The 24,497-nt window shown below is 63.1% G+C and carries 23 protein-coding genes and 1 pseudogene; 6 read left to right on the top strand and 18 right to left on the bottom strand.

What is annotated here, in order from left to right; all coding sequences use genetic code 11:
• Positions 1-331: 331 nt before the first annotated feature.
• On the top strand, positions 332-541 hold the full coding sequence (locus D1227_RS10935; protein ID WP_119404698.1) for a cold-shock protein: 210 nt from the start codon (positions 332-334) through the stop codon (positions 539-541).
• 274 nt (positions 542-815) lie between these two features.
• Here the strand turns inward: D1227_RS10935 and D1227_RS20470 are convergent.
• The 11 genes and pseudogenes from D1227_RS20470 to D1227_RS10990 all read right to left on the bottom strand — a co-directional run bounded on the left by D1227_RS20470 (position 816) and on the right by D1227_RS10990 (position 8,648).
• Positions 816-1,170 (bottom strand): annotated as a pseudogene (locus D1227_RS20470) (endonuclease domain-containing protein).
• 170 nt (positions 1,171-1,340) lie between these two features.
• Positions 1,341-1,721: a hypothetical protein gene (locus D1227_RS10950; RefSeq protein ID WP_119375066.1), complete on the bottom strand. Its 381-nt coding sequence runs from the start codon at positions 1,719-1,721 to the stop codon at positions 1,341-1,343.
• A 63-nt stretch (positions 1,722-1,784) separates the two neighbouring features.
• Positions 1,785-3,317 carry an acyl-CoA carboxylase subunit beta gene (locus D1227_RS10955; protein ID WP_119404701.1) on the bottom strand — a complete coding sequence of 511 codons (1,533 nt, stop codon included), beginning with the start codon at positions 3,315-3,317 and terminating at the stop codon, positions 1,785-1,787.
• Between the two features lie 133 nt (positions 3,318-3,450).
• Complete coding sequence (locus tag D1227_RS10960) at positions 3,451-4,104, bottom strand: hypothetical protein (protein ID WP_147373296.1); 654 nt, start codon at positions 4,102-4,104, stop codon at positions 3,451-3,453.
• 158 nt (positions 4,105-4,262) lie between these two features.
• Positions 4,263-4,937: a hypothetical protein gene (locus tag D1227_RS10965; protein WP_147373297.1), complete on the bottom strand. Its 675-nt coding sequence runs from the start codon at positions 4,935-4,937 to the stop codon at positions 4,263-4,265.
• Between the two features lie 24 nt (positions 4,938-4,961).
• Entirely contained in the window at positions 4,962-5,714 is a 753-nt protein-coding gene (locus tag D1227_RS10970; protein WP_233350179.1) for an ATP12 family chaperone protein, read from the bottom strand.
• Positions 5,715-5,741: 27 nt separating this feature from the next.
• A complete protein-coding gene (locus D1227_RS10975) occupies positions 5,742-6,191 on the bottom strand; it encodes a hypothetical protein (protein ID WP_119404705.1) in 450 nt (149 codons plus the stop codon).
• A gap of 160 nt (positions 6,192-6,351) precedes the next feature.
• Positions 6,352-6,504 carry a hypothetical protein gene (locus D1227_RS20045; protein WP_199288186.1) on the bottom strand — a complete coding sequence of 51 codons (153 nt, stop codon included), beginning with the start codon at positions 6,502-6,504 and terminating at the stop codon, positions 6,352-6,354.
• Positions 6,505-6,544: 40 nt separating this feature from the next.
• Complete coding sequence (locus D1227_RS10980) at positions 6,545-7,240, bottom strand: HAD-IA family hydrolase (protein ID WP_119404706.1); 696 nt, start codon at positions 7,238-7,240, stop codon at positions 6,545-6,547.
• Between the two features lie 26 nt (positions 7,241-7,266).
• Entirely contained in the window at positions 7,267-8,262 is a 996-nt protein-coding gene (locus tag D1227_RS10985) for an RluA family pseudouridine synthase (RefSeq protein WP_119404707.1), read from the bottom strand.
• The gene (locus D1227_RS10990; protein ID WP_119375269.1) at positions 8,259-8,648 is read right to left on the bottom strand and encodes a fluoride efflux transporter FluC; all 390 of its coding nucleotides are present in this window, start codon (positions 8,646-8,648) and stop codon (positions 8,259-8,261) included. The genes D1227_RS10985 and D1227_RS10990 overlap by 4 nt, the downstream gene beginning before the upstream one ends.
• 142 nt (positions 8,649-8,790) lie before the next feature.
• On the opposite strand from D1227_RS10990, the gene D1227_RS10995 reads away from it, so the two are divergent.
• The 4 genes from D1227_RS10995 to D1227_RS11010 all read left to right on the top strand — a co-directional run bounded on the left by D1227_RS10995 (position 8,791) and on the right by D1227_RS11010 (position 12,766).
• Positions 8,791-10,020 carry an FAD-dependent oxidoreductase gene (locus tag D1227_RS10995; protein ID WP_119404708.1) on the top strand — a complete coding sequence of 410 codons (1,230 nt, stop codon included), beginning with the start codon at positions 8,791-8,793 and terminating at the stop codon, positions 10,018-10,020.
• Positions 10,017-10,385, top strand: a complete 369-nt coding sequence (locus tag D1227_RS11000) for a nuclear transport factor 2 family protein (RefSeq protein ID WP_233350178.1) — start codon at positions 10,017-10,019, stop codon at positions 10,383-10,385. The genes D1227_RS10995 and D1227_RS11000 overlap by 4 nt, the downstream gene beginning before the upstream one ends.
• On the top strand, positions 10,382-11,455 hold the full coding sequence (locus D1227_RS11005) for a phosphotransferase family protein (protein WP_119404709.1): 1,074 nt from the start codon (positions 10,382-10,384) through the stop codon (positions 11,453-11,455). The genes D1227_RS11000 and D1227_RS11005 overlap by 4 nt, the downstream gene beginning before the upstream one ends.
• Before the next feature lie 84 nt (positions 11,456-11,539).
• Positions 11,540-12,766 carry a PQQ-dependent sugar dehydrogenase gene (locus D1227_RS11010; RefSeq protein WP_119404710.1) on the top strand — a complete coding sequence of 409 codons (1,227 nt, stop codon included), beginning with the start codon at positions 11,540-11,542 and terminating at the stop codon, positions 12,764-12,766.
• Here the strand turns inward: D1227_RS11010 and D1227_RS11015 are convergent.
• The 4 genes from D1227_RS11015 to D1227_RS11035 all read right to left on the bottom strand — a co-directional run bounded on the left by D1227_RS11015 (position 12,763) and on the right by D1227_RS11035 (position 19,967).
• On the bottom strand, positions 12,763-13,494 hold the full coding sequence (locus D1227_RS11015; RefSeq protein ID WP_119404711.1) for an RluA family pseudouridine synthase: 732 nt from the start codon (positions 13,492-13,494) through the stop codon (positions 12,763-12,765). The genes D1227_RS11010 and D1227_RS11015 overlap by 4 nt on opposite strands.
• A 114-nt stretch (positions 13,495-13,608) precedes the next feature.
• Positions 13,609-16,815, bottom strand: coding sequence for a TonB-dependent receptor domain-containing protein (locus D1227_RS11020; protein ID WP_158586627.1), 3,207 nt, complete (start codon positions 16,813-16,815; stop codon positions 13,609-13,611).
• Positions 16,816-17,217: 402 nt separating this feature from the next.
• Positions 17,218-18,279 (bottom strand): DUF3667 domain-containing protein, encoded by a 1,062-nt coding sequence (locus D1227_RS11030; RefSeq protein WP_119404714.1) that lies wholly within the window; start codon positions 18,277-18,279, stop codon positions 17,218-17,220.
• Positions 18,280-18,311: 32 nt separating this feature from the next.
• Positions 18,312-19,967 (bottom strand): peptide ABC transporter substrate-binding protein, encoded by a 1,656-nt coding sequence (locus D1227_RS11035; protein ID WP_233350177.1) that lies wholly within the window; start codon positions 19,965-19,967, stop codon positions 18,312-18,314.
• Positions 19,968-20,062: 95 nt separating this feature from the next.
• On the opposite strand from D1227_RS11035, the gene D1227_RS11040 reads away from it, so the two are divergent.
• Positions 20,063-20,578, top strand: coding sequence for a hypothetical protein (locus D1227_RS11040; RefSeq protein ID WP_147373298.1), 516 nt, complete (start codon positions 20,063-20,065; stop codon positions 20,576-20,578).
• Between the two features lie 56 nt (positions 20,579-20,634).
• Here D1227_RS11040 and D1227_RS11045 read toward each other — a convergent pair whose 3' ends face one another.
• The 3 genes from D1227_RS11045 to D1227_RS11055 all read right to left on the bottom strand — a co-directional run bounded on the left by D1227_RS11045 (position 20,635) and on the right by D1227_RS11055 (position 24,459).
• A complete protein-coding gene (locus D1227_RS11045; protein ID WP_119375267.1) occupies positions 20,635-21,288 on the bottom strand; it encodes a redoxin family protein in 654 nt (217 codons plus the stop codon).
• Positions 21,289-21,314: 26 nt separating this feature from the next.
• Entirely contained in the window at positions 21,315-23,453 is a 2,139-nt protein-coding gene (locus D1227_RS11050; protein ID WP_158586628.1) for a protein-disulfide reductase DsbD family protein, read from the bottom strand.
• A gap of 178 nt (positions 23,454-23,631) precedes the next feature.
• The gene (locus D1227_RS11055) at positions 23,632-24,459 is read right to left on the bottom strand and encodes a SapC family protein (RefSeq protein ID WP_233350176.1); all 828 of its coding nucleotides are present in this window, start codon (positions 24,457-24,459) and stop codon (positions 23,632-23,634) included.
• Between the last annotated feature and the right edge of the window lie 38 nt (positions 24,460-24,497).

Consider the following 24,497-nt stretch of genomic DNA (forward strand, 5'->3'; position numbering starts at 1 on the left):
CAGTAATAGAGCGGCAGCAGGGCCAGCGTTTCAAGAATCCAGGCGCGGGTCAGCATGCCTCGGATTGGAGCATGGGTTTTGTGGGAGTGGGAAACTTTTATGAGCTTCCCGGGAAATCCGCCGCCCTCTCATCGCAGCCCAGCAGATGTTTCCGCTTGCGTTGCGTCGCAAAATAGACGATGGAAGGGGCCTCGACCCTTTCGCCGGACTATCAGGCCTTGTTTGCGGTTGCCCCTGAGGTGGCTGCGCTCTCGACTTAGACGACTCCCAAGAAGTTTCGAACCCCCGACGCGCAATGTCGCGCGTTGTAACGCTTTGCAGGAGTTATTCTATGACCCAAGGCACCGTTAAATTCTTCAACGACCAAAAAGGTTTTGGTTTCATTGCACCCGACAATGGCGGCGACGACGTGTTCGTTCACGCCAGCGCGCTTGAGCGCTGCGGCATGCGTTCGCTCTCAGACGGCCAGAAGGTGCAGTTCACGACCGCCATTGACCCGCGCAAGGGCAAATCGGCTGTCGACCAGATCGAACTGGTCTAGTCTGATACCAGGCCGGGTCCGCCCGGCCCCAGACAAAACGAAAAGCGCCAGTGGGTCCGCCCGCTGGCGTTTTTTTGTGGGGATTTGGCGGCAATCTCCGTCTTCTCCCTTCTCCCTGGGGAGAAGGGTCAGGGATGAGGGGGGAACCACATTTCGGCAGGGTATAGCGTTTCAGCGATACCTGCTCGGCGCATCACGGCAGGCGGCGCATGTGATATCAGGCGCCGCGCCCCCTCACCCCTGCCCCTCTCCCGAGGGAGAGGGGAAAGCGCGCTTAAAGTCCAAGCAGTTCCGTCATCCGACCCCACAAAGTATCCGCACTCATCGCCTCTTCCGCGCTGAACCGGACCACACGCCACCCCATCGCCTCGATCTCACGCTGACGCATGGCATCATGCTGCGCGACCGCTTCACGGTCATGAATCCCCCCATCAACTTCGATGACCAGCTTCGCGGAAGATCGCAAAGTCCACGATGTAGGGACCGATGGCGTACTGCCGCTTCACGGGAAAGCCATACGCCCGCAATGCTCGCAAGGTCTGCCACGCCACCTGTTCGGGCGCATTGGCCTGCTGGCGGAGCTTGCGCGCACGATAGGTCTTCGGTTGCCTCGGCATGCAAAACATCATTGGCAGAAGCGCAAGGAATGCAACTCATTCTTCTCCCTTCTCCCTGGGGAGAAGGGCCGGGGATGAGGGGTAACCATGCTCGTTGTTCGCGGGAAGTTCGCGATAGCACGATGGTCTCGCACACCGGAAACGGCAGACGCTTCCAGCGCCCTGTCGGCAAAGCGCCCGCCCTACCCCAACCATAACCCCACTCCGCCGAGAACCGCAATCAGGGTCCAGGGATAAGGCGCGGGGGTGTGCCAGAGCGCCTTGTTTCCAAAGCTGGCGAGCGTGATGCCCAGCACGGCAAAGCCTGCGCTCGTCAGGGTCGCGATGATGGCGAAGATGTCGCCCGCAGGATGCCAGATGGCGAGCAGGAATTGCGCGGCCATGGCCAGCACCGCCACGGTGCCGACATGCCAGGAGAAATGATGAAGCCAGATCACGTCCTTCGGGAGCCCCGAGCCTTCGAGCGGCTTCAGGACTTTCGGCGCGCCCGCCACTTCATGCGCCAGCGCGCCCAGGACAGAGAGTCCCGCAGCGATCAGGAAGAGGATGTCTGAAAGGCTCATCTGGTGCCCCCTCGCCTTCTTGGTTCGACTTCGCTCACCATGAAGGCGTGAAAGGCTGCGAAGCTAGAGCGGAATATTATCGTGCTTCTTCCAGGGATTTTCGAGCTTCTTGGTTTTCAGCGTGCGGAGCGCCTTGCAGATGCGCCGGCGGGTTGAGTGGGGCATGATGATGTCGTCGATATAGCCCTTTTTCGCCGCCACATAGGGGTTGGCGAAATTGTCCTCATACATCTTGGTGTGCGCGGCGATCTTGTCCGGGTCGCCGATATCCTTGCGGAAGATGATTTCCACCGCGCCCTTCGCGCCCATCACGGCGATCTCAGCGGTCGGCCAGGCATAGTTCATGTCGCCGCGCAGGTGCTTGGAGCTCATCACGTCATACGCCCCGCCATAGGCCTTGCGGGTGATCACGGTGACCTTCGGCACGGTCGCCTCGGCATAGGCGAAGAGCAGCTTGGCGCCATGCTTGATGAGGCCGCCATATTCCTGCTTGGTGCCCGGCATGAAGCCCGGCACGTCGACAAAGGTGACGATCGGGATGTTGAAGCAGTCGCAGAAGCGCACGAAGCGCGCCGCCTTGCGCGAGCTGTCAATGTCGAGCACGCCCGCCAGCGTCATCGGCTGGTTGGCGACGAAGCCGACCGTGGTGCCTTCCATGCGCCCGAAGCCGCACAGGATGTTGGCGCCGAAATCCGGGCTGATCTCGAAGAAGTCGCCCTCGTCGGCGGTCTTCTCGATCAGCTCCTTCATGTCATAGGGCGTGTTCGGATTGGACGGGATGAGCGTGTCGAGGCTTGGCTCGACGCGATCGGGATCATCGAAGCTCGGCCGCGCGGGCGGCTGCTCGCGGTTCGACAGGGGCAGGAAGTCGACCAGGCGGCGGATCTGGATCAGCGCCTCGATATCGTTCTCGAAGGCGCCGTCGACGACGCCCGACTTCTTGGCGTGCACGGAGGCGCCGCCGAGGGTCTCGTGGGTGACTTCCTCATTGGTGACCGTCTTCACCACGTCCGGGCCGGTCACGTACATGTAGGAGGTGTCCTTCACCATGAAGATGAAGTCGGTCATGGCCGGGGAGTAGACGTCGCCGCCCGCGCACGGCCCCATGATGACGGAAATCTGCGGGATGACGCCGGAGGAGAGGACGTTCTCCATGAAGATGTCGGCATAGCCCGCAAGGCTGTCGACGCCTTCCTGGATGCGCGCGCCGCCGGCGTCGAAGATGCCGACCACCGGCGCGCCATTCTTCGCCGCGGCCTTCTGCACCTTCACGATCTTTTCCGACTGCGCCATGGAGAGCGAACCGCCGAAGACGGTGAAGTCCTTGGAGAAGACGTAGACCAGGCGCCCATTAACCGTGCCGTAGCCCGTCACCACACCGTCGCCGGGGATGCGCTGCTCTTCCATGCCGAAATCGTGCGAGCGGTGCTCGACGAACATGTCGGTTTCCTCGAAGCTGCCCTCGTCGAGCAGCATGGTGATGCGTTCGCGCGCGGTCAGCTTGCCCTTGGCATGCTGCTTCTCGATCCGGTCCTTGCCGCCGCCGAGGCGCGCTTCCTCGCGCTTGGCCTCAAGCGCTTCGATGACTTCCTTCATGGCATGGCTCCCATCAGACACGTCTGTACTGGCGAACTTGAAGCGCAGCGGGGCTTCAGACGCAAGAAAAAGGACGGGTTGCCGTTAAGACAACCCGCCCTTCCCTTTCCGTTTTTCCAAAGGCTGTGAAGGCCTAGCTTCCGGCGCGGCGCCCGCCCCTCAGCTCGCCGTCATAGTCGCGGACACCGCCGGGGCCGGTGCGCCGGCCGCGATCATCATCGCGGTCGTGGCGGTTCCACCGGTCATGACCACCGCGGTCCCAGTCGCGGCCACGGTTCCAGTCATGATCGTAGCGCCCGCCATGGCGGTAGCCGCCATGGCCGGGCTGCGGCAGGCCGCTGATGTCCACGACATTACCGCGGCGGACCGTGCAGCTCACATCGCGCTCGAACTCGCGCCGGCGGCCTTCGAACTCGACATCGTCGAAGCGGATGCGGAAGCCGCGCGGGCCGAGCTGACGGATGCGGAAGTCATCGTCGATGTCGACGTCGCGAAACCCGGCCCGGTAGCCCTGGCGCTGGATGGCGCCAGCGCAACGCTGCAAGGCATCCCGTTTCAGCTGGCGCACTTCCCAGGGCCGCTGGCCCCACTGGTTGGAGCGGTAATAGCGTCCGTTCCGGCCACGCCAGTTGTCATGGCCGACCGATACATAGAAGGACGCGTCACCAACGCTGAGCGACAGGTCGCTCACCGCAGGCCTGTGTCCACGATCCGGGCCATCTGCGAAGGCCGGAGCAGCAAGGAGTGGAGTTGCCGCCAAAGCCAGCGCCGCCACTCGGGGGGTCATGATGCGTTTCATCATGGCTGCAGGAAAACACGGGGCGACGGAACCCGGCATGACCGGCACGTTCGGCTGGCGTTCACCAAATTTTTCTTTTTTATTCAACGCAGAATGACAAGGATGCCGTTCGAGCACGGATCAATCCGGTGTATGGGACAGCGCCGTCAGCCGATCGAATCATCAAGCCGCGCATAGAACGTCCGCCACGTATAACCGGTCGCGACATGCCGATCGATGCACATCACTTCCCAGGTCTTGTGGGCGACAAAGGAGCAATTGAAGCGAAAGGCGCCGATCGAGACCTCGCGGTACTCGTCTTCCGACAGACAGCAAGCCCCGTCCGTCTGCTCATAGGCCTCATCGAAATAGGCTTCCCACGAGCCGTATTCGACATCGTTCGGCGAGATTGCCAGATCGTCATTCAGGGACAGCCAGACGCGTGACAGGTCTGGCTCATCGTCGAATTCGTCGGCGGATATCTCGAAGCCAAAACTCCGGCTCGAAGGCTGCCAGACCATGGTCATCTCCGATGGCAAACCTTTTGTCTTGGCAAATGGCGCGTCGCCGTCGCGCAGCAGGTTCTCGGCGACCCCCAGAACTGACCAGGTCGAGGAAAAATGGGTCCCGCCTTCCTCTTCATACCAGTCAACGCTGATCAAGGTATCGCGGCGCGTAATCTGAAGCTCATCCATGAAAGCGAGATAGTTGCCGGGCCGGAAATAGGCCTGGAAATCTTCCAGAGACATCACCCCGTATTTGGGCCATTCGCGTTCAGCAGAGACAGTCAGCGGTGTCAGCAGGGCCATCAATACCACAAGGGACAGTCCACGCCCGATCATTTCCTGCCGCCTCCGCCAGCCAGTTCATCCTTTTCGCAGAGCGTCGAACCAGGCCCCCAGCGCCAGCGCATCGCGCCTGCGCGCGAGCGTAACAGCGGCGGCCTCTTCGTCTTCGCCCCACTGTTCAATCTGCCAGTCTTCATCAATACGCGAAAGGTCAAAAGCAGAGGTTGCATCAATCTCGCCCTGCTCGACCGCCAGCGCGAGGATGGCCGAACCGTAAAGCGCGGTCGACCAGACGAATGCCGTCAGCCTGAAATCGTCGAGCGACAGCGCATGGTCGCGGGCCGCCTGCATGGACGCGTCGGGCTGCGGCATCGCGATGACGCCTTCGACAGGCAGCAGCATCACCCCAAGCGCCCGGCCCGCCCAGTCGCGCAGCGGGCGCCAGTGCTGTTCCTGGCGTTCGCGCAGCTCGCTCGGCCCATCGGCAAGGTGGCAGACAAGGTCGGTGCCGGTGTATTTCGCGACTTCATCGGCGAGTTCGGCCCGCGTGTCCGGCGTGCGGTCGATGGCGACATTGGCAAGCCGGGTCAGCGGCATGGCTGCCGGGTTGATGACCTCGTCCTGCGCGTCCCACTCACTGGCGACGAGCGCTGCAAGCGCTTCGCTCGGCAGGACAAGCGCGGCCTTGGCCGGCGTCTTGACCGGCCGGCCATCAAGCTCAATCCGCCAGCCGCCATCCTGCGCAGACGTGGAGACGGCCTTGTAGAAGCGTTTCGGGAGATCGGGTCTGTTGGGCGGTGTGGCTGGCATGGCCGCTAGTTGCCACGTCATCCGCCCCAAGGAAACGGAAAAGCTGCGTCAGCCTCCGAGGCTGTTCTGCTCGCTGACCGCCTGCACGGTTTCGCCCAGACGGATCATGTCGGTCACCACGCCAGTCTCGCGGTCGACCAGGGCGACCGTCTGGCCAATGCGGATGGTCTTCAGGTGATCGGCCTTCTGGGGCATGGCGAGGGCGGCACGCCATTCCAGGGCCAGGGGATACATGTCATTCGGAAAGGGCTCACCCTTTACGATCCGGCTTTCCAGGGGCGAGGATTCAAAACACAGATCCCTTTGGGAATAACCGACCTCGCACAGCCCGTCTGCGGTGTGGAACCCATGGGTAAAGACGGCCCGGTCCTGCGCGGTGAACTGCTTGGCGAGGGTGGCGCCCGGTGTCGGATTGGAGTGCGCAGCCAGCGCCATCGCGCCCGCGCCAAGGGTTGCCGCGGTCAGCCCCGCGAAGACGTGGTGTATACTCGGTTTCATACATTGCCCCGTTGAGAAAATAGACTGCCGGAACAACGCAGGCGAGTATCTTTCGATCCCTGGAAACTGAAATTTATTTCATAAAAACAACGCAAAAGGCCAGCCCGGTCGGGCTGGCCCATCACACTGCCAGCTGGCAGTGAATCGTGTGTCGCCGTGCTTAGTCGACTTCGTCTTCAACTTCATCAACGGCTTCATCGACTTCTTCGCCGGCCTCTTCGACCGGACCGTCATTGGCGTCACCGCAGGCCGCCAGCGTACCGGTGCCGGCAGCGCCGATGGCGAAAAGAAGGGCGAGCATGGATTTCTTCATGAGGTTTCCCCTTGTTTGAACAAGACTCGCCGAACAAACGTCACGCCGCCGGTTCGGTTCCATGACGGCCGAGGATTTCCTCCGCGAAACGATCCAGGCCCGTATTCAGGCTCTCATAGTCGTGGTGGACTTCATGCGCGCCGGCCGCTTCCAGTTCGTGGGTTTCGCCGAAGCCCCAGCTGACGCCCATGGTGTGAATGCCGGCATTGCGGCCCATGGTGATGTCGTGGATCGCATCGCCGATGATCAGCGACTGGTGCGGCTCGCAGCCGAGCACGCCCATACACTGTTCGACCATGAAGGGATGCGGCTTGCCGGGGCCGTCATCGGCGCACCAGATGGTATCGAAATACTGTTCCAGCGGATGCATCTCGAAGATGGCGCGGATGCCGCGATGCGACTTGCCGGTCGCCATGGCGATGAGCCAGTTGTCATTGGCAAGGCGTTCGAGCGTCTCCATGGCGCCGTCATAGAGCGGCTCGCGGAAGGTCTCTTCCGCGCGGCGCGCGACAAAGGCCTGCCTGTAGGCTTCGGTGAGCCCCGGCACATCATGATAGTCCGGCGCGAGCGTTCGGACGGCCTCCTCAAGGCCAAGCCCGACAACCTTGCGCGTCGCCTCATAATCCGGCTCGGGCAGGTCACACATGCCGAAGGCCCGGCACATGGCGGTCTGGATCACCTCGCGGCTATCGACGATCGTGCCGTCCATGTCCCAGATGGCGAGTTTGAGAGTCATACCGGTCCCATCCGTCGATTCCCGGCCTAGAGGAACAGCTCCAGCGGGTCCTTGCCTGCCTCTTCCTCGAGGAAGCCGAGCACCTTGAACGTCTCTTTCATGTGGCCCGACAGCGGCGCCTGCAGCAGTAGCGGCTTCTTGTTCGGGCGCGGGACGAGCAGGGCGCGGGCATGCAGGTGCAGGCCAGACGCGACGCCCTGGGGCACTTCGCGGCGGGTGACATACTTGTCGTCGCCGAGGATGGAAGTGCCGAGCTCATGCATGTGGAAGCGCAGCTGGTGCATCCGGCCGGTCTGCGGGCGCAGCGCCACCCAGGCGGCCTTCTGGCCGGCCTGCGAGACGGTGACATAGTCGGTGATGGCGTGGCGGGCGCCCTCGTCATTCTGGGCGGCGTGGACCATGCGTTCGCGCCCTTCCGGCCCCTCGCCCTTGGCCATCCAGCAGCGCACCTGTCCGGCAGGCGGCTTCGGCGCGCCGACCGTGACGGCCCAGTAGACCTTCTCCATGTCGCGGGAGCGGAACAGCTCGCCAAGGCGCGCGGCAGCGGCCGGATGGCGGGCGATGAGCAAGAGGCCCGAGGTCTCCTTGTCCAGCCGGTGGACGAGTTTCGGGCGGTATTCACCGTCCGAGAGGATGTCGAGCATGCCATCGATGTGGCGCCCGCCCTGCTTGGTGCCGCCCTGAACGGCGATACCGGCCGGCTTGTTCAGGGCGAACATGTCGTCATCCTGGTAGATGACCATCTCGCGCATGAACTGCTCGTCCCGGGAGGAGGCCTTTCCGGGCTTGTAGGCTTTCTTCTCTTCGGCGGTCTGCTGATGGATCGGCGGCAGGCGCACCACCATGCCGGCCTCAAGCCGCGTATTCGCCTTGGCGCGCGAGCCGTCGACGCGGATCTGGCCGGAGCGCAGCAGCTTTTCGAGCTGGCCCTGCGTCACCGGCAGGCGGCGTTTCACCCAGCGGTCGAGGCGCACGCCCTCTTCCTTGGGGCTGACGGTTTCGTTGATGACTTGCTGGTTCATGCGAGCACCTTGCGCATGATGATCATGCCTGCAAGGACCAGCGCGAGGCCTAGCAGGACCGACAGACCCGCATAGGCGATGGCGCGTGTCCACTCATCCTTCTGGACGAATTGCGCGATCTCCAGCGAGAAGGCCGAAAAGGTGGTGAAGCCGCCGAGCAGGCCGGTCGCCAGGAAGAGGCGCGTACCCTGCCCGCCGCCAAGCGCCTCACCGCGAAAGGCCAGGAAGCCGATCAGCAGGCCCATCAGCAGGCTGCCGAGGAGGTTGACGAAGAAGGTCGCCCATGGCCAGCCCGACAGGCCAAGGCGCACAGCCGCGAGCCCCGCGCCATGCCGCAGGCTCGCGCCGATCGCACCGCCAAGGGCCACATAGAGAAAACCGTTCATGGCCCTGCCTTTACTGCGATTGGCAGGGAAATGACAGACCGCGCTTCAGGCTGGCTGCCGCGGCGTCGCGTCTTGCCAGATCGGGCGGCGCGGGTAGGCTTTGCGGGTCAGTGCCCATGAAGAGGCATGGCGGGAGGAAAGCATGGCCTATGACCTGATCATTGTGGGTGGCGGCATTGGCGGCTCAGCGCTGGCAGCCACTATGGCGAAGGCGGGACAATCGGTCCTGCTGCTTGAGAAATCCACCGCATATGAAGACCGCGTGCGCGGGGAATGGATTGCGCCCTGGGGCGTGGCGGAGACGAAACGGCTCGGCCTTTATGACCTGCTGAAAGGCGCCGGCGGCCATCACATCACCAGCCATGTCACCTATGATGAGAGCTATGATCCGCAAACGGCCGAACAGACCGCCCTGCCGCTCGGCATCTTTGCCGAGGGCGTGCCGGGGCCGCTGACCATCGGCCATCCGCATCACTGCCAGACCCTGTTCGACGAGGCTGTTCGTGCCGGCGCTAAGGCGCTGCGCGGCGTGACCGTCACCGATGTGAAACTCGGCGCGTCGCCGTCAGTGACCTATGAGGCGGATGGCGAGACACAGACGACCACAGCGCCGCTGGTCGTCGGCGCCGAGGGCCGCCAGTCTCTCATTCGCAAGGAGGCCGGCATCGCGCTGCACCAGGACAAGCCGCATCACTGGTTTGCCGGGCTGCTGGTCGAAGGCGTCGATGGCTGGGAAGTTACCCGCCAGGCCATCGGGACCGAGGGCAATTTCGGCTTCCTCGCCTTCCCGCAGGGCGGCGACAGGGTGCGCGTCTATGGCGGCTATGCCCTCGACGAGAAAGGCCGGTTCGCGGGCGAGGACGGCGCGCGCAAATTCCTCGACGCCTTCCGCATGCGCTCGGCCCCCGCCAATGAGGCGCTGGCCGCCGGCAAACCGGCAGGCCCCCTCTTTTCCTATTTCAACAATGACAGCTGGACCGATGAGCCCTTCGCCGAAGGCTGCGTGCTGATCGGCGATGCGGCAGGCTGGAACGATCCGATCAACGGGCTTGGCCTGTCCATCACCTATCGCGATGTGCGCATCGTCTCCGACATCCTGAAGGCGACAGCTGGGGGCGCCGCGCCGGACTTTTCTTCCTATGCCGAGGAACGCACTGAGCGAATGCGCCGGCTTCGCTTTGCCGGCCAGCTTCAGGCCGCGCTCGACATGGAATTCAGCGAGGACGCCCGGGCGCGCCGGCGCTCCTATCATGAACGCCGGGCCGCCGACCCGGCGCTTGGCCTGCACGGCTTTGCCATCATGGGCGGACCGGAAAGCGTGCCCGCCGAAATCTTCACAGAAGCCCACAGGGAAAAGGTGCTGAACGGATGAGCCCGATGGATATCGAACGCTTCAATGCGGACTGGCTGCAGGCCTGGACGGACAAGGATGTCGACCGCCTCGTCGCCTTCTACAGCCCGAACACGGTCTACAAGGACCCGCAGACCGCGCATGGCCTGACAGGCCGCGAGGCGCTGCGCGGCTATCTGGAGACGCTGTTCGGATCGACACCGCCCATGGTCTATAAGCCGGATACGACCTGGCACATCGATGGCGGCTTCTGCGGGCGCTGGACCTGCGATATCGGCGAGGGCGGCAAGGAGGGCCGGATCCGCGGCTTCGACCTTGTCCTGCTGGAGCACGGCCTCATCGCCCACAATGAAGTCTACGTCCACTCGCTGACGGACGCTTCATGATGCCCGACATACGTGACTGGAAGGCGATCGACGCAGACTGGCTGACCGGGGCGCTGGCCGCTGGCGGCATCGATGCGAAAGTGCGCGCTTTCGAGGCCGGCAAGGTCGGCACAGGACAGATTGGCGACTGCGTGCGCTTCAAGCTCGACTATGAGCACGCTGCCCCCGGCGCGCCGAGGACCCTTGTCGGCAAGTTTCCCGCCGAAGGACAGGAGAGCCGCGCGGCCGGTATCCAGCTCGGCAACTACCACCGCGAGGTGAAATTCTACCAGCTGCTCGAGCCGGATGCCCGCATCACCACACCGCCCTGCTACTTCACCGATGTGAATGAGGAGACCCACGACTTCGTGCTGCTGATGGGGGACCTCGCCCCAGCCGAACAGGGCGACCAGCTGGCTGGTGTCACGCTGGACCAGGCAAGGCTGGTCGTGAAGGAAGCGGCAAAGCTCCACTCGGCCTTCTGGAATGATGACAGGCTGGACGACTATGCCTGGGTGATGAACACGAAGAACGCGCCCAATCCGCTCGATCCCGACATGATCGCCGCGCTCTGGCAGGGCTTCAAGGCGCGCTATGGCGACCGTGTCAGCCCGGAAGCGGCAAGGATCGGCGATGCGATGAGCCGCAACCTCGATGCGCAGACCACCTTCCGCGATGGCTCACGCAGCCTGATCCATTCCGATTTCCGACCGGACAACATGCTGTTCAACCCGGCAAGCGAAGACCGGCCCGTGACGGTGGTGGACTGGCAGAGCTTCGGCTACGGGCCGGCGGGTGCCGATGTCGGCTACTTCATTTCCGGCGCAATCGACCCCGAAACGCGGCGAAGGAATGAGGCCGCCCTGATCGACCTCTACCTGGCGGAAATGGACCGGCTCGGCGCATCGGATTATGCCCGCGAAGAATTCACCCGCCACTATATTGCCGGGGCCTTCCAGCACTTCTTCACCGCCTTCTTCGCGGCCATGCTGGTCACCCAGACAGCGCGCGGCGACGACATGTTCTTCCGCATGCTCAACGGGGCGGTCGATCTGATCTCCGATCACAACGCGCTCGACTGGTACGATTAGGTTTTCGGGAAACCAGGCTTTCCATCTGGCGTTGGTGACATAGCTGCAAGGCTAGCCCCAACCCATGCCAGAAAGGTAAAGCCCATGACGGACCACCTCTTCCGCTCCGCCCTCCTCTCAACCTCCATTGTCGCCATGACGGCCTGCGCCACTGCGCAGCAACAGGACCCGGCCAATGAGACCATGCCGGTCACCGGAACCGAAGGCACGGCGCTGACGGCCGAGGCGCTTGAAACCTTCGACGGCGCCTGGGCCATGGCCTTCCTGCCGGATGGGCGCGCGCTGGTGACGGAGCAGGATGGCGATCTCTGGCTGCTCGGCACCGACGGCGCGAAACTTGGCGAGATTTCCAATGTCCCCGCGGTCGAGATGCGCGGACAGGGCGGCCTTGGCGACATTATCGTCCACCCGGACTTTGCCACCAACAGCACCGTCTTCATTTCCTATGTCGAGCGCGACGCGCAGGACGACACGCTGAGCGGCGCCGTCGTCGACAAGGCCACCCTCTCGCTCACAGCCGATGGCGGAAGCCTGTCGGACATCACCCGTATCTGGGAACAGTCCAACAAGGTGACCGGCAATGGCCATTACAGCCACCGCCTCGCCATCGCGCCGGATGGCAATCTCATCATCACCTCGGGCGAGCGCCAGCACTTCAGCCCGGCGCAGAACATGGACATGAACCTCGGCAAGATCATCCGCGTCACAACCGATGGCGCACCGCTGGAGGACAACCCGTTCTATGGCAATGGCGGCGTCGCCGACACGATCTGGTCGCTTGGCCACCGCAACATGCTGGGCGTCGCCTTCGATGCCGATGGCCAGCTCTGGGCGCATGAGATGGGCCCGAAGAATGGCGATGAACTCAATCGCATCGTCCGGGGCGAGAATTACGGCTACCCCATCGTCTCGGAAGGCGAGCACTATAATGGCAAGCAGTTCTTCGGCAGCCATGAAGACTATCCGATCTATGAGAACCCGGCCCTGTCCTGGACGCCGGTGATCAGCCCGGCGGGCCTGATCATCTATGATGGCGAGATGTTTGCCGACTGGCAGGGCGACGCCTTCATCGGCGGGCTGTCCTCAAGGGCGCTGGTGCGTGTCGAGTTCCAGCAGACCCCGCTCGACAATATGGGCTCCGGCGGTACCTCTTCCACCATGGAGACCACCGCGACCGAGGCCGAACGCTATGAATGGGGCAAGCGGATCCGTGAGGTCGAGCAGGGCCCGGACGGCGCGATCTATGTACTTGAGGATGATCCGGGCGGCCGGCTCATCAAGCTGACGCCCGCTGCGGCAAGCGACAGCTAGGAAGCGAGCCCGAATGCTGCCGCCTGCTGGAGAAAATCCTCAGGCGGCGGCGCTTCCAGAACCATCGGCTCGCCATCCGGATGGGTGATTTCCAGCCGGTTGGCGTGCAGCATCAGGCGCGGGGCGGAGAGCTTGCCGCTGCCGTAGATGCGATCGCCGAGGATCGGGCAGCCAAGCGCTGCAAGATGCGCGCGGATCTGGTGCATGCGGCCCGTGACGGGACTTGCCTCGATGAGCGCATGCACGCCCGCCCGCGCGCGAATGCGCCAGCCGGTCTCAGCCTCGAGCGCGCCTTTCTGGCCAGCCTCAGCCGGGACCATCTTCTCGCGCCCGCCCCGGTCGGACGGGACCTTGCGCAGCGGGGTATCGATGGTTCCCTCATCAGCGTCCGGCAGCTGGCCGGAGACCAGCGCCAGATAGGTCTTCTTCGCGCGGCGTTTCGCAAACTGCTCCGACAGGTGTGCGGCGGCCGGCTGGGTCCGCGCGACGACCAGCACGCCCGAGGTGCCGCTATCGATGCGGTGAACCAGGCGCGGGCGCTTGCCATTGGACTTGGCGAACGCCCAGAGCAGGAAGTCGACCGACTGGCCGCGCCCGCCCGCCGTCTGCACCGCAAGGCCCGGCGGCTTGTTGAAGACAAGCACCTTGTCATCCTCGTGCATCAGCAGCGAGCGGATGAAGGCAGCGTCTTCGGGCTTGATGTTGGGGACAGGCCGGTTGCGGGTCATCGCCCGCGCTCTTAGCGGCTCGGCCAGCGCTCGGCAATGCGCCCGTCGCGGCATAGAAAAAGGGCGGCCCGAAAGCCGCCCTTCCCCGATTTGCTTTTCAAGGCGGGTAGCGGACTAGAAGTCCACCGTCGCGCCGAGGAAGATGTAACGGCCCATCGCATCATAGACTTGCGGATAGGTGTTGCCGTTGCCCGGCGCCGTACCGACGACGGAGGACAGCGGCGGATCTTCGTCGGTGACGTTGTTCACACCAGCGCGCAGCGAGACGTTTTCAAGCGCCTGATAACGACCTGCGAGATCGAAATAGTTCTGCGCATCCAGCGTGCCGTTGATGCCGCCACCATTGGTGCCGTCCAGCGTCACCTCGTCATAGTAGCGCCACGTGCCGGTCAGCGACCAGACTTGCTGACCCCAGGTCACGCTCGCCTTGTGACGCCATTCCGGGTTGGCACCCGAACCGAAGTTGGACTGGCAGCGGCCGCCATAGAAGCCGGCACAGTCGAACACACCGCCGACGCTCGCATCCGGAAGCGGCTGCACTTCCAGGCTTTCGAGCCATGTCCCGACAAAGTCGAAGTCGAAGACGCCGATACCGCCGGCATCGTAGACATAGTTGGCGAGGACATCGACACCGCTGGTCGAGATCTGACCGGTGTTGATGTTCGTGGCCGTGATGAAGCCGGTGGGGTTCGCCCAGAGCGTGCCGCCATTGCCGCGATTGACCAGCGAGCAGAAGAAGGCATCACCCGACAGGGCACACGTATCGAGCGCGAGCTCCTGCGGCACCGTGTTGATGTAGTCCTCGACCGTGATGTCGAAATAGTCGACCGAAACGGTCAGCCCGTCGATCATCGTCGGCGTGGCGACGAAGCCGAACGTGTAGGTGTCCGAGGATTCCGGCTCGAGATCCGGATTACCGCCCGTCAGCGTGTTGAACTGGCCAGCCGGGTTGTCGGCAATGCTGCCATACTGGTCAGCCGTCACACCCGTATTGGCACATTGCGCCTGGGTGTATTCCGGGCTGGTGCCAGCACAGGGATCGTAGATGCCGGCATCATTGGCCGTCAGGTCGAACAGGCCGATGCCCTGCGGGTCGAACAGCTCGAAGACGTTCGCGGCGCGAACGGCCCGCTGATAGGAGGCGCGGAACCGGATGTCCGAAGTCGGCGCATAGTCGAGGCCAACCTTGTAGGAATCGCTGTCCACCTCGTCATAGAACGACTTGCGGTAGGCCAGGTCGAAACCGAGCGTCTCGATGCCCGGACGGTCCTGGATGAGCGGCACGTTGAGCTCGCCGAACACGTCGACGACGTTCTGGGCGCCGCTGATCGGATTGGTCGGGCCGCCCTGGCCGGCACCGTCGCCGGACTGGAAGGCCACGTCCGGATTGGAGTCCAGCGTATCGCGGCGATACTCGGCACCAAGCGCGAAGCCAGGCGCGTCCATGGCCATCGGGCTCTGGATACCCCAGTCACCCATGGAGCCGAACAGACGGGCATTGATGATCGTCTGCGTCGTCTCGCCATCGCGGTTCAGCGGGCTGACGATGTAGTTCACAGCCGCCGGATCCGGAGCGTTGCCGGAGAAGATGTCGTACGGCACGCATGCAGCGTCATCGTTCGTCGGATCGTCGTCGGCATTGACCGAGCAGACGATGTCGCCGGCATCATTCTCGACCGCGAACAGGGCCTTCTGGATGCGCGAGATGGAGAGGTCGTTATTGTAGACCTCGGACCGGTGGACGTTGGCGAAGCTCGCGGAGACGTCGTAGCCGATGCTCGTGCCTTCCAGGTCACCCCGGATGCCCATGACGCCGCGCCACGTGGTGTGACGGATGTCATTGTTACGCGGACCGCCTTCGACATTGCGGCGCAGGTTGAGGATCGGCGCGATGCCGTCCGGCCCGAGCGCCATCTGGTCCGGCAGGTTGTCCTGGTCCGGATAGAAGGTGTCGTCATCCTCGGCGAGGACATTGCCGCTCATGTCGATCAGCTCGCCATCGGCATTGCGGCGGCGATTGATGGTGTCATCCGCGATCTCGCCGCACAGATACTGGACCTGCTGGGCCGACAGAAACGGATTGTTGCAGTTCACACCGCCGCTGGAGCCGTTCACACCAAGGCCGAACACACCGGACGGGGCGATCTGCGAATTGGTGCGGTTATCCATGAACATCAGCTCGGTATAGGCCTCGATGTTCTCGGTGATGTCATACCGGCCGAACGCGCCGAAATTGTAACGCTCGTTCGGACGCTGATAGTGGTTGAACGGGTTGAAGTTGAACGTGTCGCTCGTGAAGTTCCGCGGGATGAACTGGCCCGAACCGTCCGGATCGACACGGCCCCAGATCGCCGGGGCGGTATATTCCTCGCCCAGCGTGTTGGCCGCCACCGCGCCCGGAATGGCGTAGGAGCCATCGGTGTCCAGCAGGTTCGTGAACTGGTTGGTCGACGAACCGGAACAGGTGAACTCGGAGCCTTCATTGCGGGTGCCGAGCGCGCATTGTGCGTAGTCGCGGTCACCCTGCAGGACTTCATTGGTGTTCTGATAGCCCGCAAAGGCCATGAGGTGGCCACGGCCATTGTCGAACTCGCCGCCCATCATGGCGGTGATGTCAACGGCTTCACCGTCAATCGTGCTGCCCGACGGAACCCGGTATTGCGACGGGTTGATGGCCGCGAATTCCTTCAGCAGGCCCTGCAGCTCGCCATCATTATTGTGCTGGTAGAACGAGTAATTGGAATCAATCCGCACGCCCTCGAATTCGTCGTTGAGGACGAAGTTCACAACGCCCGATACGGCGTCAGACCCGTATGTGGCCGACGCGCCGCCGGTGAGAATGTCGACGCGCTTGACCAGCTGCGAGGGAATGAAATTGATATCGGCGGCCGGCGTGTTCAGCGAGCCATATGGCAGGCGGCGGCCATTCATCAGGACCAGCGTCCGCTCAGAGCCAAGCCCGCGCAGGTTCACCGATGCGGTGCCGGTCGCGCCATTGGCCAGGTTCGACCCCTGAGCGCCAAATGCCTGCGGCAACGTGTTGATGATGTCCTCGGCGCGAAGGGCGCCGCGAATGTCGAAATCCTCGGCGCCGATTTCCGTCACCGGGCTGGTTTCAACGAGGTTCCCCGTCTGGGGAATGAGCGAGCCGGTAACGACAATCGTTTCCTGGCGGGAGACGGCTTCTTCGGCTTGGCCCGCACCGTCATCAACCCGCTCGACATCGTCCTGCGCCACGGCCGTGGCGGGAAGAAGAAAGCCTGCTGCGCCGGCAATAATTGCCGTCGAAAGCAGTCTATTTCTGAATTTTCCTGTCTGCAATTTTTTGCTCCAAATGTAAGATTGTCCGATCCCCCCTTTCGGCGCCCGCAATCTTAGCGAGTGTTCACGAAGCTATGGAAAGGGCCATCTGGCGGTCAATGAAGATTGTTGCCAGGCGAACAATCGGAATAGTGGTGTTGCACGATAGTCGCACAATTGGACGTGACTTCCGTAATATCTATTGGAGATTTGGGGGCTTTAGCATCCTCATTGAGGGCCAGTTGGAGCAGAATTTCTGGAGGGATTCCATCACTCTATGCGGCAGCACCGCTTTTGCGCCACAAATGTAGAATTCGCAAAAACTCTACCTTAACGTGGGTTAATCTTTACGAAGAGGGCGCAGGAGAAAGTATCCCCGATTTCCAGGAAATCGGGGAATTATCTTCCTCATGCTTTTTTGAATTAAACAGACAGCGCGCTCGCGATGACCACGCCGACGCTGAGAATGGACACGGCAAACAGCCAGAAGATGCTGAGGACAAGCATCCGCAGGAAACTCGTGATGAATCCTGTCTGATAGGCCCCACGCAGGCTGAGCGTCACATAGACCGGCACGGCGATCGTGAACAGGATACCGGCCAGCCCGGGATTGGCGAGCCAGCCGATCAGGATGGCGAAGGTCGCGGCAAGATACATCCAGGAGTGCAGGTTCAGGGCGTGAATGGCGTGGTCGTAGACGAACACCTTCCGCCGCCAGAAATACATCAGGGACATGGCCAGCATGGTGAACGGGACCAGCAGCAGGCTGAGCCGCGGCAGCCAGGTCTCGATCGCCGAGACGAACAGGCGCGGATTGTCGATGATCCGCTGGACGCGTTCCTCGATTTCGGGATTTTCACCGACCGTGTCAGGCATTTCGGGCGGCGTTGCCGCCTCATCCGGCGACGGGGTATCGGGGCCGGGCGCGGTATCCTCAACGGCGGGGTCAGCATCAACGATCTCGTCTTCCGCGCCGACCCTCTCAAGGAATTCGCGCATGCGCGCTTCGTCGAATTCCCCATCGGGCCCGACGAAGGCTTCCCGCAACTCCTGCATCTCTTCGGCGCTGAGCTGCTGGCCGTCGACATTCACATCGGAGAAGTTCAGCCAGTTGGCACTTCCGACAAAGGCAAAGACAACGAAGTAGAAGATCAGGCTGGACAGGAGGAACAGCCTGAAGGGCGGCATGTACCGGGCGCGCTTGCCCTCGGTGTAGCGGCGCGTCAGCACGCCGGGCCGGAAGAGCAGCAAGGGCAAGGTCCGCGCGATCCGCCCGTCGAGGGCGAAACTGTCGGAAATGCTCTCGGTCACGAGCGAGAAGAAGGGGCGGTGATAACTGGCCGCGAGCTGGCCGCAGCGCGAGCAATACCGCTCCTCGACCATCTCGCCGCAATTGCGACAGGGCTGACCGGACAGGTCTGCCTTGCCACCCGTCCTGACCGCCCCCAGCGATGCGGCGCCTGCCGCCTCCAGTTCTGTACTCATCGCCCTCTCCCCTCGATGAGCCAGCGAGCGCCTTAGCCGGCGTCGCTGTCTTCTGCTGTCGTGCTCACTTCCTCGTTCGCGCCGCGGCAAAGATATTGCGACAGGTGGTCATCCTGCGCATTCTCCGCCCAGCCCGTCAGGCTCGGGTCGACCAGGTTCTTGGTAACCTGCACCCACATCGGCGTGATCGGATAGTCTTCGAGCATCAGCTTTTCGGCTTCCGCGAAGATTTCCGCGCGTTCCTTGAGGTCGCGGGTCCGGCTGGCTTCCTCGAGCAGCGCGTCGTATTCCGGATTGTCGTAGCGGCCGTAGTTCTGCTGGCCGGTCGTGGAATCGAGCAGGTATAGGAAGTTGATCGGATCGTCGAAATCGGCGACCCAGGCGCCGTCCGCCACTTCGAAGTCGCTCTGGCGCAGGCGGGCATAGAGCACCTTGGTATCCTGGCGCAGGATCTGGGCGTTCACCCACGGAGCAATCTCGTTCCAGTTCGCCTGCGCGACCGGTGCCACTTTCGGATTGTCGTCCGTCGAGCGGTGGATGAATTCGAAGGTGAGCGGATTGTCAGGCCCGTAGCCAGCATCCTCGAGCAGGCTGCGCGCTTCGGCGAGACGGTCCTCGCGGCTCATATCCTTGAAGCTCACTTCCGGGCGCTCGACGTCATAATTGCTCATCTTCGGCGGCACGAAGCTGTAGGCCGGCACATAGCCGGGCGTGAGCACCTTGTTGACGATGAACTCGCGGTCGAGCGCCAGGGCCAGCGCCTTGCGCACGCGCACATCGTCGAAGGGCGGCTGGCTGGAGTTGAACGACCAGTAGGTCGTGATCAGGCCCGGCGTCGTGCGCACCCAGCCGGGGAATTTCTTTTCCAGCTCTTCGGTCCGCCCGCCATCGAAGGCGTTGTTGATATCGAGGTCGCCAGCTTCGATCTTGCGCTCGACAGCAGCGGCGTCTTCAAGCTCGAAATAGGCCACACGGTCAAAGCAGAGATCCTCAGCGCCTTCCCAGAGCGGGTTCTTCTCGGAGACGAGTTGGTCGCCCGTACGCCAGTAAGCGAGCTTGTAGGGCCCGTTGACGACGATGTTTTCCGGCTGGATCCAGGCTTCGCCATACTGCTCCACCGCGTGCTTGGGCACCGGATAGGTCGTGTAGTGCGTCAGCAGGCCCAGCAGGTAAGGCGCCGGCTCTTCCAGCGTGATCTCGAAGGTGTAGTCGTCGATGGCGCGCACGCCGAGCTCTTCAGGCGGCAATTCGCCGGCATTCACCTCGGCGGCGTTCTTCACGATGTAGAGCAGCGAGGAGTATTGCGACGCGATCACAGGGTCCTGGATGCGGCGGAAGGCGTAGACGAAGTCCTCGGCGGTGAGCGGTTCGCCATCCGACCAGACCGTCTCCTTCAGCTTGAACGTCCAGGTAAGGCCGTCCTCGCTGGTCTCCCAGCTTTCAGCGACGCCGGGGATAACGGTGCGGTCCGGCGTGATGGTCATAAGGCCGGTGATCATGTCGGAGATGACGATATTCTCCCACTTCGCCGAAGAGCGGTGCGGGTCGAGCGTGTCGACCTTGGCCGAGATGCCGCGGCGCAGGACCGTAGCTTCATCCTCGCCGCCACCGCCGCCGCCACAGGCTGCGAGCGACACCACCATGGCCGCAGCAGCAGCCCCCATAAACGCCATCTTCCTGAATTTCATCATGTGTTCCCGTGATTTCCTGACCGTCATAGTGTTTCATGCAAGTGCGCGCTTGGGAAGATAGCGCGGCACACTTGAGCAGTAGATGAATGCGAATGCGACATAAAATACCCCTCACCCTCCTTCTGGCGAGCACGGTCTTGCCCGCCGCCGCGCAGGATCGCCCCGCCTCGACAGACAGCGTCTATGCCTGCGCCGCCGTCGAGGCCGATGATGCGCGCCTTGACTGCTATGACGAGGCCGTTGGTGCGCTGAAGCAGGCAGAGGATGCCGGCGAGGTGGTCGCCGTCACGCGTGAGGATGTGGAGAAGGTGAGGAAGGAATCCTTCGGCTTCTCCATCCCCAGCCTGCCGGGACTGGCGGCCTCTGCCTTTGGCGATGCAGGCGAGACTGAAAGCCTCACCGTGCCTGTGGCCAAGGTCGACCAGGTGCGCGGCCAGTTCGTCGTGACGCTGGAGAACGGCCAGGTCTGGCGCCAGACCGACAGCAAGGACGTGTTCTATTCCGCCAAGCGCGGCGTCAATGAAGCCACCATCAAGTCCGCCGCCCTTGGCAGCTATATGATGAAGTTCGACCGCGGCGTGCTGTTCCGCGTCGAACGGGTAAAGTAGCAACAAAAAAGCCGCCGGCGGGCGCCAGCGGCTTTAATGGTTCCAGGCGGGAAAACCTAGTATTTCACAGAGCAGCCATAGGGCGTCGAGGTGGCCACTTCGACTGGCTCGCCGGCTGCAACGGAATCGAGCGCCGCGCGGACATAATTGTCTGCCGTTGCGATGTCTTCCACGCGGGCCGAGCGGATCGAGTCGATCGCGCCGGCATACGCGACCTGCTGGTCGGCCTTGATGACGAACATGTGCGGCGTGGTCTTGGCGTCATAGAGCCGGCCGATATCGCCCGACGGGTCCAGGATGACGTGATCGGGCGCGGCCCCGCGGCCCTCATTTATGGCATCGGCCTCAGCGCCCGACACATGGCCCTGCTTGCCAGGGGCAGACGAGATGATCTGCAGCCAGACAATGTCGTCCGGCGCGGCATCCTCGGTCTGCAGGGTCTGCATGTTCTCCGGCGGTTCGGCATAGTGCTTCTTCACGAAGGGGCAGCCATCATTGGTCCATTCCAGGATGACGGTCTTGCCCTCGAAATCCGACAGGGACACCGTCTCGCCCTTGCTGGTCGTGCCGGTAAAGCCCGGCGCCGTCGTGCCCGGCTCGATGGCCGGTGAGGCGTCAGCGGAAAAGGCGATCAGCGCCGCAGCGCTCAGCGCGACCGCAGCGGCCATTCCGGAAGCCAGGCCAAGATTTCTACGCGTGAAGGTTGGCATGGTCATAAGCTCCTGAAAGGTTGGCTCTATGGCGTTTCGTTGACATCCGCGGATGCGGTTTCAAAGGCACCGAGCTTCCGCTTCATCATGGCAGGGCTGAGCAGGGTCGGCAGAACTTCCGGCTCGCGCTCGCCCGGCGCGTAGAGAAGATACATCGGAACGCCCGGACTTCCATGTTTTTTCAGTTCTGCCGAAATCGCCTCGTCCGGGCGAGTGAAATCGGCGACAAGGAAGCTCACATTTGCTTGAGCCATCGCGTCCAGCACATCCGGCTTGGTCAGCGTGGTGCGCTTGTTGACCTGACAGGTCGCACACCAGCTTGCCGTGAAATCGACGAAGACGCCCTTGCCCTCGGCCAGCAGCTCATCGACCCGCTCGGGCGACCATGGCTCGGTCGTCACGCTGGCATAGGTTGTCACACTGCCCTCTTTCGGCCCTTCCTGCAGCCCGGTCACCACCGGCCAGCCAATGGCGAAAACGGTGAGCGCCGCACCCGCGGCCAGCACCGGCACGCGCAGCTTCCCGCCCGAGACACTCATCAGCCACACACCGAAGGCGAGGATGACCGCGCCGAAGGCCGTTGCGCCTGCTGCGGGATGGTTGCCGAGCACAGTGATCAGCCAGGCCGCCGTCAGGAACATCGGGAAGGCAAAAGCCTGCTTGAGCCGCTCCATCCACGCGCCGGGCTTCGGCAGCGAGCGGTGGAGGCCCGGCACGAAGCTCAGCACCAGGAATGGCAGGGCAAGACCGAAGCCAAGCGTCAGGAAGACGGCCATCACCGTGACCGCGGACTTGTCCAGGACAGCACCGAGCGCGCCGACAACGAATGGGCCGACACAGGGCGCACCGACAACAGCGGCGAGCACGCCCGTGAAGAACGCCCCCGCATTCCCCTGCTTCGCCGCCAGGCCAGAGCCGACATTCTGCATCGAGGTTCCCAGGTTGAACACACCGAGCAGCCACAGGCCGATCAGCACCATGATCAGCGCCAGCGCGGCGACAACGGCAGGATATTGCAGCTGGAAACCGAGGCTGACGAACTGTCCGGCGGCGCGCAGGGACAGGAAGACAATGCCCGTTGCTGCAAAGGACAGGACCACACCGATCGTGTACCAGATGCCGTGCTCGCGCAGGTGCGCCTTCTCACCCTTCGAGGCAGCCTGCACCATGCCGATCGCCTTGATCGACAGGACCGGCAGCACGCAGGGCATGAGGTTGAGGATCAGCCCGCCAAGGAGCGCGGCCGAGAGCAGCAGGAAAAGGCCCGCGCCACCGCCAGCGCCTTCGCCTGATCGTGAGGCCGGTCCGGCAATGCCGGTCGTGCCTTCCAGCGCCTCGCCCGGTTCGGCCGAAACCCGCGCGGCGACGCGTTCGCCGTCGCCGACAGAGATCGCGACCACGCCCGTCAGCGCGTCTGGCATCTCTTCGGCCAGCGGCGTCAGCGTCAGGCGCAGGCCCTCTTCGCCGAACTCGGATGGCTGGGGCGAGGCATGGCGGATATCATGGGTGTCGGGAAAGAACCGTGTTTCCCCGACCTGGCCGGCCAGCTGTCCACCGCTGAGCGACAGGATCCACTTGTCGCCATCGGGCGTCAGCCGTGCTGTGCCCTCGAATTGCGGGGGGACCTTGGCGAGGCCGGATGCGACCAGCTCGGCGCCGCGCATGTCCGGCACCTGTCGATCACCGACGTCCATGAACAGCTCAAGCTCGACCGATTCCGGGATGCAGATATCCTCGCAGATCAGGTAGTCGAGCGTGCCACCGAAGCGGATCGCATCGTCCTGGTCCTCAGGGATGGTCACGGGAAAGGCGAGGACGATGCGGTCGTCATAGCCATAGTCCATGATCTCGTCTACGACGACTTCTATCTCGTGCGGGACGGGCCACTCGATCTCACCGATCCGGTCGGTGGCGATGGTGGTCTCGTCGTCCCAGTACATCTGCGGCGGGATGCCGGCGTCCCCGGCATTCTTCCAGTAGATGTGCCAGTTCTCGTCCATCTCGAAGCTGAAGCCCAGCCAGACGGTTTCGCCGGGCGTTGCGACCTCGCGCTCGCTGACCAGTTCGACCCGCGCATGCCCGCCATCAACCGGCTGGGCCTGGCCCGCAAGGCCCCCGGCCAGTGCGGCAAGCGCGAGCACAAAAGTTCTCAGAAGTGCTGTCATCAATGTGTTCTTCGATTTCGCCCGGAAACAATGTCCTAGCCATATGGCGGTTTTCGTAGCGTTGTGAACCACCTCGCCAAAACGTGAGCGCCAGATATGGCAGCCCCCCCTTGCCGGCAAAGAAAAACGGCCAGGCTTGGAGCCCGGCCGTCTGTGATTTTCCGAATGGGCCGTATGCCTAGATCTGCAGGTTCGGGCCTTCCGAGCCACCCTGCGGCTGCGGCGGGGTCTGCGGCGACTGCTGGCGCATGGCGCGGTTGACGACGCGCGACCAGTTGAGAAGCGAGATGACGTGGGCATAGCAGGCGCCGAGAATGCCTTCGCGGTGCAGCTGTCCGAGCTGGTCGTCCGGCAGGGCGTTCAGCTTTTCCTCGTCGATGGCCCAGTACTCGGCTACGCGCTGCTGTTCGCCGGACGGATTGCCCTGCGCATCGCGCGGCTGGAAGTTCGCCGACTTCTGCGTGAACAGGCCGAGCTGGTCGAGGCGCTTTACGAATTCCGTCGTGGCGCGGCGCTGGCGCTCGAATTCCTGGCAGAACTGCATGGCGTTGTTGGTGTACTCGGTCGGCTGGCCGTTCTCGAAGAAGGGCACGTCCGGTTGGTTGGACACCATCGGCGCGTCACGGTCGACGCAGAGCAGCAGGCGCTCCTGCGACTGGTCGTTCGCGAAAACGAACGGATAGCGGCGCGCGAATGCCGGGATGTAGAAGTCGCTGTCGACATTGCCGTCGGCGGTGACGAAAAGGTTTTCGTCCTGGCGGATACCCATGGCGCCGATCGGCGTCTTTTCGTTGCCGACAAAGATGATCGGGTAAGAGGTCGAGGCGAGACCGAACTCGTTGACCGTCAGAGGCACCGCATGTGCCTTGCCAAGAAATGCGAATGGCTTTTCGATCTGCTTCAGGCCGAGTCCACCGTGCTGTTCGGAGGAAAGCGGCTGAGGATTGGAATAGAAAAGAACTTGTCCGGTGAGCGCCGACCCTTGCGCAGGCTGCGTATTTTCCACGGGGAACTCCTGTAGTTGACCGGCGGGGTTTACCGGAT

The sequence above is a fragment of the Henriciella mobilis genome (genome assembly GCF_003576315.1).
GTDB classification, from domain to species: Bacteria; Pseudomonadota; Alphaproteobacteria; order Caulobacterales; family Hyphomonadaceae; genus Henriciella; species Henriciella mobilis.